The following is a 12489-nucleotide window of genomic DNA, read 5'->3' on the forward strand; positions in this document are numbered from 1 at the left end:
TGCGGGTCCGCACCGGGCGGTTCAAGTAGTTGAGGTTATGAGAGACGCGGCACGCCGAGTCGGTCGAAGTAAGCGATCGGCATCACACGATTCAGCGCGAAGCAGCTGTTACGCCACCATCGACGGCTGTTTGCGGCGATCCGATGGGCATCCGGCTTAGCAGCACCCAACGCCAGCAATTCCCGATACATCGTCGTACCCCGACGCCAGTGCTTGAGTTGCAGAGCACGCAACCGGTGACGCAACCACTCGTCGAGTTCGCGGAACACTTTCGGCGTCTGCGCAAGCTGAAAGTATCCCTTCCAGCCCGGCATGTAAGTCCGGAGCCGTTCCACTACGTCCGGCAGGCTACGCCCGCCCGAGCGACGCGTCAGTTGTCGGATGCGTTGCTTGTAGGTTTCTTTTGCCTTGTCGGCAACCCGGCATTTCACTTGGCCACCTGGACCATACCAGAAGCTAAAGCTCAGGAACTTGCGACCAGATGCCGGTGCAACCGCCGTCTTGGCTTCATTCACCTTCAGGTGAAGTTGCTCATAGAGTCGGCGCAGCCCATTGAGTACCCGCTCACCGGCCTGCCGACTGCGCACATAGACATTGCAGTCGTCGGCATAGCGAACGAAACGATGACCACGCGTTTCCAGCGCACGATCCACCTCGTCGAGCAACACATTAGCCAGCAGCGGCGACAGCGGGCCGCCTTGCGGCGTCCCCTCGTACCGCTGCATGACCACGCCGCCATCCATGATGCCGGCCACAAGGTAACGACGAATCAGCCGCAGCACGGCCTTGTCGTCGATTCGCCTCGATAACCGTTCCATCAGAATGTCGTGATTGACCCGGTCGAAGAACTTCTCCAAATCGACATCGACCACCATCCGGTAACCGTCCTGCACGTAGCGCCGCGCCGTGAGCACGGCGTCGTGCGCACGGCGTCCGGGTCGGAAGCCGAAGCTGTATTCGGAGAACGTCGGATCAATCATCGGCTGCAAGACCTGCAGCAGGGCTTGCTGGATCAGCCGATCCGTCACCGTCGGAATCCCCAATTCCCGCATCCCGCCACCGCTCTTCGGAATCTGTACGCGCCGCACTGGCTCAGGCCGGTAACTGCCGTTCAGTAATGCCTCCCGAATCCCCGGCCAGTGCGTTCTCAGGTACGCCGCCGTCTCGACAATCGTCCGTCCATCCACCCCAGCACTGCCGCGATTGGCTTTGACGCGTTTCCACGCCATTACCATGTTCGCGCTCGCGAGCGCCTGCGTGAGCAGGTCATCTCGCCCTGAACCTTCGAGTCCCTGTCGCGCCGGCCGTGCTTCATCACGCAACGCTTCGGGCTTGGCTTCACCTCGCCCTCCCACCTTGCGCCCCGGTTGCCCGAGCTTCTGATGCATTGCACTTCCAAGCAACATGGCCGTCGGCCCTCCTACTCGTTCGACCCTTCGCCCGCTACCGGCGGCTACTATGGCCTCTGCTGACTTCTCGCTCCGGCTTGTCTCCGTCGGCCTTTCAGCCGTAAGGCGAGAGCTCCCCAGGTAAGAACGCACTCCTTCCCTGCACAGCCGCCGAATCTACGCCACTTCGCCTTGATCACGAGAGCTTCGCGGTCTCTGGCCCGCTCGCCCTGCTCGGCAGCGCCTTCTATCCGGTTCTTGTTCATCGGCTCGCAGTTTCGCTCCACGCTTCCTTCCCACCATCGGTCGCCCTCAGGCAGTTGCGCTTCGCTTCGTTCGCTGTGATCAACTTACGGCGGGACTTGCACCCGCAAGAGTGCGCCCATGCTGGGCGCACCAGCGAAAAGGCCGGCACCCTCGGGTTGCCGGCCTTTTTCATTCTGCAACCGGCCGCCACGCCTGCGGCCGTGACCAGCGGAGTCCTGCAGCTCCCGCCCGCTCCGTCCGGACAATCACTCTTTCCCCTGACGGCGAACGAACGGGCACCAGCATCGCTCCTGCCAGGCGGTGGCCAGCCGCACGTGGCGGTCGATGTCCCCTACGGCAACGACGGCTCGATCGCCCGACACGCGCCACCCGTCGTGGCCCGGAAGGGCCAGCGAGCCCATGGCACCGGTTCCCCACTGCTCCGGCAGGAGGCGCTCCTTGCTCCCGCCGCATCGCCGCAAGCCTCCAGCGACAGCCGCCACGCCACGGCCCGATGTCGAAACTTTTTACACTCCCCCGCGACGGCGACTCCGGGAAAGCCGGTTCCGGAGTTGGAAAAGGTTCTAAATCCGTTGCTTGATTGACTCATTCGATGGTTGGCACGGTTTCTGCTTAGATAGATCGCGGGACGAAATGTTCTTCCCGAACCAACCAACTCAAGTGAGGACAACATGAACAAAATCAGCAAGGCACTGGCCGTCGCGGCCGTTGCAGTCAGCGCCGCTTACATGCCGGCCGCCCAAGCCACCGACGTCGCCGTCGAACTGGCTCTCCTGATCGACGTCTCGGGCAGCGTCGACGGCACCGAGTACGCTCTGCAGAAGGGCGGCTACGTGCAGGCCTTCCAGAGCGCCAGCATCCAGAACCTGATCGAGAACTTCACCGGTGGCAAGGGCATCGCCGTCACCTTCGTCGAGTGGTCGGGCGCCGGCGAGCAGGCGCAGACGGTCGGATGGACGCACCTGCAGACGGCTGCCGACGCGAACGCCTTTGCCGCCGCCATCGCCGGCACGGCCCGCCAGTTCAGCGGCCTGACCGCTCCGGGCAGCGCGATCAACTTTGCCGCTCCGCTGTTCACCAACAGTTTTGACGGCCGCCAGGTCATCGACGTTTCGGGTGACGGCGAAGAGAACGACGGCGCCAATACCGCGACGGCTCGCAACAACGCCCTCGCCGGCGGCGTCAACTCAATCAACGGTCTGCCGATCGGTGGCGCCGGTCTTGCCGCATGGTACGCCGCCAACATCCAGGGCGGCGCCGGTTCCTTCGTCATCCCGGCCAACGACTTCGCCGCCTTCGCCGGCGCCGTCGAGACCAAGATCGGTCGCGAGATCACCGGTGCTCCCGAGCCGGGTTCGCTGGCCCTCGCCGGCCTCGCGCTGGCCGGTGTCGCAGGCCTGCGCCGCAAGCAGCGTTCCTGATCGCAGTTCGCAGCGAAAGGGCCGGCACCCTCGGGTTGCCGGCCTTTTTCATTCTGCAACCGGCCGCCACGCCTGCGGCCGTGACCAGCGCAGTGCGGCGGCTCCTGCTCCATGCGGGCGATCACGGGCACCTGCAATCGCCGCCAGCCACGCCCGACGCAAGGCCGGACACTGGTCCGGAAGACGCCATCGGGCGCACGCCGCCCGCGGCCCGCTCACTTCCCGCCGCGCCGATCGCCGCCACCGAGGCACTTGCCGACTTCCAATTCCTTGCCCTCCTTCACCGCCAGGTACTTCTGGAAGAAGGATTCGTCGATCTGCCGCAGATCGGCGCGCTGCTTCGGCTGGCGGAAGCGTGTGAGGTGTCCCGGCCCGCCGTTGTAGACCGCGTAGGTGCCCCGTGCCAGGTCGTCGACATCGGCCGCATCGGGCTGCTCGGCTCTCGCCAGCGCATAGTCGCGCAGGTAGTGGTGCAGAATCTCGGCGCCCGCGCGGCCGTTGTAGCCGACATCCCCGTGCAACCCGGCAACGTCATAGAAGCCGCGCCAAACGCGCGGGTAGACCTGCATCAGGCCGACGGCGCCGATCCCCGACTGGATCGGCTGCACTTTCCCCTGCCGGCGGACGAACTGGCGCCAGCAGCTCTCCTGCCAGGCAGTGGCCAGGACCAGGTGGCGGTAGAGCCCATGAAACGGCGGCTCGATCGCCCGTCCGGCGGTCTCTCGCTGTTGCAGCGTGGCGTCGGCGGTCCGTTGCAACAGCGTCCGCATCGCCGGCAGGTACTCCGCCAGATCGCTGCGTGTCGGCAGCCAGTTGTTCAGCCGCTGCGCCAGGGCTGCCGCCTCCAGGTCGATCACCGGCGCCACCGCCACCGGCGCACCATGGGCCGCAGCCATGAGCCAATGGCCGCCAGCCCGGCCTGCCGGCGGGCTGGCACCGAGCAGCGGGCTCGGCTGCGCTGGCGGCAGCGGCGCGCCGAAGCCGAAGAGCAGGCGCAGCTCCGGGTCGAGCGCGAGGTCGTAGGCCAGCGGATCGCCGGCGCCGGCCGGCAGGATCAGACGGGCCAGCTCGCGCAGTGCCTGCGGCGTCACCCGCAAACCAAACGCCTCGCCGAGCGCCGGCGCCGCCTGCAGCGCATCACCGGCGTCGATCAGCGCGCGCAGCGATTGTGCCGCCTGGCGATCGAGATCCTTCGCCAGATGCCGCAACTCCGGCGCCAGCCGCTCCCAGCTCGACACGAACAGCGCGCGCAAAGGCTCGGGAACCGGTGCCTCGCTCGCCAGCAACGCCACCCCGTCGTGGCGACCGCTGAGCAGGACAAGCAGGAAGCGCTGCCGCCGGGCGGCGTCGTCCGACCCGGCCGCGACGTGCTTGATGATTCGCGTCAGCACGGCATCCCACAGCTCGGCAGCCTCGACCTTGGACTCCGCCGCCCGCGGCCGCCGCCGATCCGGCGCCGGCGGCCCGCCCTGGCGCAGGATTTCTCCGACGATCCGCCACGGGTCGGGTACGGCGTCGCGCGCCAGCCCCGGCATCGCCGTGGCGCCGAGCAGCAGTGCGAGGAGCGGTGCGGCGAACACCCGCAGCGGCGTCGCGCGCCGGCCAGGCCCCGGCTGCAAGTCGGGCATCGGCTTCGCGGCCGCCGCCCGAGCACCCGCGGCAACGGCAGTACGACCGTCCGCGTTGGCGACGGTGGCGCGGACGCTCAGCGACGCGGCCACGCGAGCCAGTCGCGGACCGCCAGCCCGGTGCCGAAGCCCCAGGGCTTGAGCTTCTCGCGAGCGATCAGCCGGAACTCGGCGAGTTCCTCGTTCAGCCGGATCTCGCCGTGCGCCGGCAGATGGTAGGCGATGAGCACCTCGTGCCGGCGCGCGAACGGATAGACGCCGATCAGCGTCGCCGCGCCACTGCTCAGGCCCAGCTCTTCGCGCACTTCACGCGCGACGCCGGCTGCCGGATCCTCGTCGCGTTCGAGGAAGCCGCTGATCAGGCCGAAGGCGCCGGGCGCCCAGGCACGGTTGCGGGCGAGCAGGATGCGCCCCTCGTACTCGACCAGAGCCGCCAACACGGGCGCCGGATTGTCCCAATGGACGAAGCCGCAGCCGGCCTCGCAGACCTGCCGCCGGCGACCGCCTTCGTCGCCGGCGACGAGCCTCGCGGCGCAACGCGGGCAGAAACGCCAGTCGCTCATTCGCCGCCCGCCGCCAGTTCGCGGATGTCGGCGAGCAGGCGATCGACCGTCTCCGGCGCGGTGTCCCAGCCGCACATGAAACGGCTGCCGCCGGCGGCGATGAAGTCGTAGAACAGCCAGCCGCGCGCGCGCAGCCCGGCCTCGACAGGCTCCGGCAGGTGCACGAAGACACCGTTCGCCTGCACCGGAAAGATCGCCGGCCAGCCGGTCGCCTCGGCCAGCCCACCGGCCAGCCGGCGCGCCATCGCGTTGGCGTGCGCCGCATGCCGCAGCCACGCGCCGTCTTCGAGAATGCCGAGCCACGGCGCCGACAGGAAGCGCATCTTCGACGCCAGTTGCCCGGCCTGCTTGCAGCGATAGGCGAAGTCCTCGGCCAGGCGGCGGTCGAAGAAGAGCACCGCCTCGCCGACCGGCAAGCCCATCTTGGTACCGCCGAAACAGAGGACATCGACGCCGGCGCGCCAGGTCAGTTCCGCCGGGCTGACGCCGAGACCGGCGACGGCGTTGGCAAAGCGGGCACCATCCATGTGCACGCGCAGACCGTGTTCTCGCGCCGTGTCGGCGAGGGCACGCAGTTCGTCCGGGCGGTAGACGGTGCCGACCTCGGTCGCCTGTGTCAGCGTCACGACTTTCGGCTTCGGATAGTGGATGTCGCTGCGCCGCGTCACCGCCTCGACGATCGCCGCCGGCGTCAGTTTCCCCTGCTCGCCGGCGACCGGCAGCAGCTTGGCGCCGTTGGAGAAGAACTCCGGCGCACCGCATTCGTCGGTGGCGACGTGCGCCAGGCGGTGACAGATGACGCTGTGGTACGACTGGCAGAGCGCCGCCAGTGCCAGCGAGTTGGCCGCCGTGCCGTTGAAGACGAAGTAGACGTCGCAATCGGTCTCGAAGACGGCGCGCAGGCGGTCGGCGACACGCAGCGTCCATTCGTCGTCGCCATAGGAGCGGACGTGGCCGTCGTTCGCCGCCAACAGCGCGCCCAGCGCCTCCGGGCAGATGCCGGCGTAGTTGTCGCTGGCGAAATGCTGCATCGGCGTCGTTCAGCCGGCCCGCTGATCGCCGCCGGCTGCCGGCATCGGTCGCCGGCGCCGCATCACAGCCGCTGCTCGACCCAGGCGCGCACCGAGGCCAGCGCCGCCGGCAGCTTCTCCGGTTCGCTGCCACCGGCTTGCGCCATGTCGGCACGGCCGCCGCCCTTGCCACCGACCTGCTGCGCAACCATGTTCACCAGCTCGCCGGCGCGGACCTTGCCGGTCAGGTCGGCGCTGACGCCGGCGATCAGCGTGATGCGCTCGCCGCTGGTCGACGCGAGGACGACGGCGGCGCTCTTCAGCCTGTCGCGCAGCTTGTCGATCGTCGACCGCAGCGTGTTGACGTCGGCGCCGTCGACGACCGCCGCGACGACATGCGCACCCTTGACGGCGACCGCCTGCGCCAGCAGATCGTCGCCCTGCGACGACGCCAGCTTCTGCTTCAGGCGTGCGAGTTCGCGCTCCAGCGAACGAACGTTGTCCAGGACCTGCGCCAGCTTCGCCGGTACCTCCGCCGGCGGCACCTTGATCGCTGCCGCGGCCTCGCTGAGCAGCGCCTGCTGCTCCTGCACCAGCGCCAGCGCGGCATCGCCGGTGACCGCCTCGACGCGCCGCACGCCGGCGGCAACGCCACTCTCGGCGACGATCTTGAACAGCCCGATGTCACCGCTGCGCTGCACATGGACGCCGCCGCAGAGTTCCTTCGACGAGCCGATGGTGACGACGCGCACCTCTTCGCCGTACTTCTCGCCGAAGAGCATCATCGCGCCTGCTCGCCTGGCCTCATCGATCGGCAGGATGGCCGCCTCGCGCGCGGCATTGGCGAGTATTTCGTCGTTCACCAGGACCTCGACGCGGCGAATCTGCTCGGCAGTCATCGGCGCATGGTGCGCGAAGTCGAAGCGCGTCCGCTCGGCATCGACGAGCGATCCCTTCTGCTGCACGTGTGCGCCGAGCACCTCGCGCAACGCCCGGTGCATCAGGTGCGTCGCCGAGTGGTTGCGCACCGTGCGGGCGCGCGCAACGACGTCGACGCGCGCCGAGACCCGGTCGCCGACGCTGATGCGGCCAGTCCGGACGACGCCCTGGTGGCCGAAGACTGCGGCCTGGATCTTTTGCGTGTCCTCGACGGCGAAAATGCCCTGCGGACCCTGCAATGCGCCACGGTCACCGACCTGGCCGCCGGACTCGGCATAGAACGGCGTTTCGTCGAGGACGACGACACCCAGTTCGCCCTCGCCCAGTTGCTCGACGGCGCTGCCATCGCGGTAGAGCGCGAGCACCGTACCGCCGTGCTCGAGCGCCTCGTACCCGTGGAAGGCGGTTTCCGGGCCGCTGTATTCGAGCGCTGCCGCCATGCGGAACTTGCCGGCGGCACGCGCCTGCTGCTTCTGCTGCGCCATCGCCGCATCGAAAGCGGGAACATCGACCCGCACCCCACGCTCGCGACAGACGTCGGCCGTCAGGTCGAGCGGGAAACCGAAGGTGTCGTGCAGCCTGAACGCGGTCCGCCCGTCGAGGACGCCGCCGTCGGCCAGCGCCGCGAGTTCGCTGTCGAGGATGCCCATGCCATGCTCGATGGTCTCGAAGAAGCGCACCTCCTCCTGCCGCAGAACCTCGACGACACGCGCCTGCTGGCTGAGCAGTTCGGGATAGGCGCCGCCCATCTCGGCGACCAGGTCGGGCACCAGGCGATGGAAGAACGGGGCGCGCGCGCTGAGCTTGTAACCATGCCGGATGGCGCGGCGGATGATCCGCCGCAGGACGTAGCCGCGCCCCTCGTTGCCCGGGATCACGCCATCGGCGATCAGGAACGAGCAGGCGCGGATGTGGTCGGCGAGGACGCGCAGCGACGGGCTGGCGAGGTCGGTCGCCGCGGTTTCGCGCGCGGCGGCGGCGATCAGGTTCACGAAGAGGTCGATCTCGTAGTTGCTGTGCACGTGCTGCAGGACCGCCGCCGTCCGCTCGAGGCCCATGCCGGTATCGACCGACGGCTTCGGCAACGGATGCATGACGCCGGCTTCGTCACGGTTGAACTGCATGAAGACGTTGTTCCAGATCTCGATGTAGCGGTCGCCCTCCTCGTCCGGCGACCCCGGCGGCCCGCCGGGAATTCCCTCGCCGTGGTCGTAGAAGATCTCGGTGCACGGCCCGCAGGGGCCGGTGTCGCCCATCATCCAGAAGTTATCCGAGGCGTAGCGCGCGCCCTTGTTGTCGCCGATGCGCACGACGCGCTCGGGCGGCACGCCGATGTCGCGCGTCCACAGCTCGTAGGCCTCGTCATCCTCGGCATAGACGCTGACCCAGAGGCGCTCGGCGGGCAGCTTGTAGACCTCGACCAGCAGTTCCCAGGCGTAGCGGATCGCGTCGCGCTTGAAATAATCGCCGAAGGAGAAGTTGCCAAGCATCTCGAAGAAGGTGTGGTGGCGCGCCGTGTAGCCGACGTTCTCGAGGTCGTTGTGCTTGCCGCCGGCGCGCACGCACTTTTGCGATGTCGTCGCACGCAGGTAGGGCCGCTTGTCGAAGCCGAGGAAGACGTCCTTGAACTGGTTCATGCCGGCATTGGTGAACAACAGCGTCGGATCGTCATGTGGCACGAGCGAACTCGAGGCAACGATCTGGTGGCCCTTGGATTCGAAGAACCTGAGGAACTTCTCGCGGATTTCAGCACTTTTCATCGTCGTCGGTGGCCGTTCGGGCGTTTTCGGGGAGTCGCGATTCTAACTTGAAAGTCGCACCGGCGACGGCATTCGCCGTCTGACTGCCGCGCCAGCGGAACTTCGTCGACGCCGGCGTGCTGGACGTTCGTCAGCGATTCGGCGACCGCGATGGAGTGTTTCGCGGCAGCCTGCACCGCCACCACTGCGGCCGGGACGACCTGCGCCAGCGCCGCAGACGAGTCGGCACTGCGCCGGGCAGTTGCCTGCCGCCCTGCCGCTCCGCTTCGGCGCTCAACTCCGGAAGATGGCGGGCGATTTCACCGCACGCGACTTTCACATTCACATTAACTCAACGGACAAAATGGCTTGGTCGAGCCGGAAAAACAGATGCAAGCGGCAGCGTTTGGTCCTAAACTGCGCCCGTCGGCAAGAAAAACAACGGAGGGCATCATGGAGGGCCTGGACAGGGTGCGGCCAACGGCACTGGTCGCGTCGATCATCATCACCGGCGCTGCACTGACAGGCTGCATGACGGCGCCGTACAGCGAAACGCCGCTGGCAACCAATTTCCCCACCGCACCCCAACCCAAGCTGCAGGCCGCCGCCCACTGGGTGACTGTTGCCGATGCCACCGCCGAAGCGCTCGTCGCGTCGCTCGGCCTTGGCGACCCGTGTGCCGCCGCCCCGGCGTGTCCACGCGTCTTCGTCCGCCGGCCAGCGCAGCAGACCGACTTCGCGCGGGGCTTCCACTCGGCCTTGATCACTGCGCTGCTGCGCCACAAGGTCGCCGTCAGCCACGCACCCGCCGGCGCCATCGGCCTCGACATCGACATCCAGACCGTCCGTTTCTCGCCCAACCGGCCAGACGCACGCTTCTTGCCACTCAGCGTACTCTACGCGGGCGGCTGGGCGGCCTACGGTGTGGCGAAGCATGCCGCGCCAGCAGCCGCCGGGCTCGCCGGCGCCGCTCTCGCTGGCGGCATCGACGTTTATCGCTGGAACACCTCCGACTGGGCCAGCGGCCCGACGCCGCAGACCGAACTGATCGTCACCGTTTCCGCCAGCGACGCCACGCGCTACCTCGGCCGTGTCAGCAACGTCTATTACGTTGCCGACACGGATGCTTCGCTCTACGTCGGGCCGCCGCAACTCTACGACATAGCCGTCGGAGGCGACCGATGAAAGCGCCCGCGCTCGCTGCCGCCCTCATCGCCTGCCTCGCCGCCGCTTGCGCCAACGAAACGGCCCGCCAGCGCGTACCCGAAGTCACTTACGCCGAGGCGGCGAACAGCGAACTCATCGCCGCCAATTATCGCGCCGCCGACGCCTTGATGGCACAGTTCGGCGGCAGCCCGACCGCCGGCCCGCTGATCGTCGCCACTGTGGTCAACATCGATGCCCTGGAGTTGTCGTCGACGCTCGGCCGCATGATTTCCGAACAGGTTTCGGCGCGCTTCTCGCAGCGCGGCTGGCTGATGGTCGAAATGAAGCTGCGCGGATCGATCTACATGCGGCGCGGTGAAGGCGAACTGATCCTGACGCGCGAGATCGGCGACATCGCACGCACCAACCAGGCGCAGGCGGTCATCGTCGGCAGCTACGCCCTCGGCGCCAGCGCCGTCTATGTCAATCTCAAGATCGTCCAGCCAGTCAGCAACGCCGTCCTGTCCGCCTACGATTACGTCCTGCCGGCAAATCAGGAAATCCGCACCCTGCTCGGCCGCAACCTCAGCCGCTGAAGGTGACGCGCGCCAGCTGGCGGTCTTTTCGGCTCCCCCGTCTGACGGAAAGCTGCGGATCGGATCTGAACCGGTTTAATATACTGTCACCCTTTTTATCGTCACCCTTTTTATCATGGCTTGAGGGAAGGGAGAAGCAATGAGTGTCCGACATCGCCTCATGACTCTGATTCTCGTGGCGATCATCGCGCTGGCGTCGGCGATCGCGGTCGCCCTGTTCGGCATCTCGCTGCTGAAGGCATCGCAGGTGGAGAGCAGCGAGCGCAACCGGGCGCAATCGATCGCCGGTGAAGCCTCCTGGCTCGGCGTCCGGTATTACCAGATCATCGCGGACACCGTCATCAACCGCGACCTCGTCGCCGCCAGGACTTCGTTGCAGGCGCTCGACCAGACAGCAGCCCGTGATCTTGAGGCGCTCGCCCGAGATGCCGACACGGCGCAGGAGAAGGCCGACGTGCAAAGGGCGCGGGAGGGACTGCAAGTCTTGCGCCGTCTCTTCCACGACGAACTCCTTCCCGCTCTGTCCGCCCAGAATCAAGTGGTGGAGCCGATCCGTGAAGTCGATGCCAAGGCCGACGCGGCGGTGCGCGACGTGCGTGAGAATCTGGCGCGTATCGCCGAATCGATGGGCCAAGAGGCGAGCGACGCCAGGCAGACGTTTCTCGCGACGGCACGGCAAACGATGATTGCCGCAGTGCTGGTCGCCGTTCTCTCCGCGGGGCTCCTGATTCTCGCCGGAACCTGGATTGCTCGCTCGATCGTGCGCCCACTGGATGAAGTGGTCGAGATCGCACGCCGCATCGCCGCCGGCGATCTCAGTACCGACATCGAGCCACGCGGCAGGGACGAGTTCGCCGTGCTGGTGCGGAGTTGCAGGGAAATGCAGGATGGTCTGCGCGCGATCGCCGGCCAGTTGCAGGGCAGCAGCAGCAAGCTTGCATCGATGGGTGCACGCTTGGCCGCAAGTACCTCCCAGCTCTCCGTCTCGAGCGAACGGCAGAGCGAGGCATCGGTGGCCATCGCCGCGACAGTGGAGGAACTGGCGACCAGCGTCGCTGCCATCGAGGAACTCGCCGGATCGGTTCGCCTGTCGGCCAGCACCTCCGGTGAATCCGGAAGCGCGATCATCCGCCGCATGATCGACAGCGGTCGGACGACCATCGACGCCGTAAATCGGACTGCGGGTGAGGTCAACCAGCTGAACGAGCTGTCCACTCAGGTTTCGACCGTGGTCAACGTCATCCGTGAGGTCGCCGACCAGACCAACCTGCTGGCGCTCAACGCAGCGATCGAAGCCGCCCGAGCCGGGGAACTCGGGCGCGGCTTCGCCGTCGTCGCTGACGAAGTGCGCAAACTGGCCGAGCGGACCGGGCAATCCACCCGCGAAATCGGTGAAATGATCGAGCGCATCCAGACGGTGACCCACGACGTGGCCCACAGCATCGATGCGGCAGTGCGCCAGATGAATCAGGTCGACGACCTGTCGCGCGATGCCGAGACAGCGGTCCACGCGCTCAGCGAACAGTCGAAAACCATCGTCGATGCGGTCGAAGACATCAGCACCGCACTGCTTCAACAGCGTACGGCGAGCGAAGAGATCGCACACAAGATCGAGGACAGCGCGCAGATGAGCGAGGAAAATGCGGCATCGGTCCGGGAAACCGCCAGTGCGGCGGCACAGCTGGAACAGCTTGCCAAGACGCTGACGGCTACGGCCTACCGCTTCAAGCTCGCCTGAGCCACGGTGACGCGACCGTCGCCATGTCGCTGAGGAGGCTCCCGGCTTGGCGAG

At 67.2% G+C, this 12489-nt stretch carries 9 protein-coding genes; 4 read left to right on the forward strand and 5 right to left on the reverse strand.

The features are described from left to right. Positions 1–35 precede the first annotated feature (35 nt). Positions 36–1406 (reverse strand): group II intron reverse transcriptase/maturase, encoded by a 1371-nt coding sequence (gene ltrA, locus V5B60_RS19745; RefSeq protein ID WP_332349475.1) that lies wholly within the window; start codon positions 1404–1406, stop codon positions 36–38. A 920-nt stretch (positions 1407–2326) separates the two neighbouring features. On the opposite strand from ltrA, the gene V5B60_RS19750 reads away from it, so the two are divergent. Continuing rightward, positions 2327–3076, forward strand: a complete 750-nt coding sequence (locus V5B60_RS19750) for a DUF1194 domain-containing protein (RefSeq protein ID WP_332349478.1) — start codon at positions 2327–2329, stop codon at positions 3074–3076. A gap of 215 nt (positions 3077–3291) precedes the next feature. Here the strand turns inward: V5B60_RS19750 and V5B60_RS19755 are convergent, their stop codons facing one another. From V5B60_RS19755 to alaS, 4 genes are all read right to left on the reverse strand, one after another. Continuing rightward, positions 3292–4704, reverse strand: a complete 1413-nt coding sequence (locus V5B60_RS19755) for a hypothetical protein (protein WP_332349480.1) — start codon at positions 4702–4704, stop codon at positions 3292–3294. A gap of 77 nt (positions 4705–4781) precedes the next feature. After that, positions 4782–5267: an NUDIX domain-containing protein gene (locus V5B60_RS19760; protein WP_332349482.1), complete on the reverse strand. Its 486-nt coding sequence runs from the start codon at positions 5265–5267 to the stop codon at positions 4782–4784. Further along, positions 5264–6298, reverse strand: a complete 1035-nt coding sequence (locus tag V5B60_RS19765; RefSeq protein WP_332349484.1) for a threonine aldolase family protein — start codon at positions 6296–6298, stop codon at positions 5264–5266. Before V5B60_RS19765 ends, V5B60_RS19760 begins: the two co-directional genes overlap by 4 nt. 62 nt (positions 6299–6360) lie before the next feature. Then, complete coding sequence (alaS, locus tag V5B60_RS19770; protein ID WP_332349486.1) at positions 6361–8976, reverse strand: alanine--tRNA ligase; 2616 nt, start codon at positions 8974–8976, stop codon at positions 6361–6363. Positions 8977–9408: 432 nt separating this feature from the next. Between alaS and V5B60_RS19775 the strand changes: the two genes are divergently transcribed. The 3 genes from V5B60_RS19775 to V5B60_RS19785 all read left to right on the forward strand — a co-directional run bounded on the left by V5B60_RS19775 (position 9409) and on the right by V5B60_RS19785 (position 12435). Beyond that, positions 9409–10140 carry a hypothetical protein gene (locus V5B60_RS19775; RefSeq protein WP_332349489.1) on the forward strand — a complete coding sequence of 244 codons (732 nt, stop codon included), beginning with the start codon at positions 9409–9411 and terminating at the stop codon, positions 10138–10140. After that, on the forward strand, positions 10137–10697 hold the full coding sequence (locus V5B60_RS19780) for a FlgO family outer membrane protein (RefSeq protein WP_332349490.1): 561 nt from the start codon (positions 10137–10139) through the stop codon (positions 10695–10697). Before V5B60_RS19775 ends, V5B60_RS19780 begins: the two co-directional genes overlap by 4 nt. Positions 10698–10836: 139 nt before the next feature. Next, positions 10837–12435, forward strand: a complete 1599-nt coding sequence (locus tag V5B60_RS19785) for a methyl-accepting chemotaxis protein (protein WP_332349492.1) — start codon at positions 10837–10839, stop codon at positions 12433–12435. The last annotated feature ends 54 nt before the right edge of the window (positions 12436–12489 follow it).

This window comes from Accumulibacter sp. (genome assembly GCF_036625195.1).
In the GTDB taxonomy this organism is placed as follows: Bacteria; Pseudomonadota; Gammaproteobacteria; order Burkholderiales; family Rhodocyclaceae; genus Accumulibacter.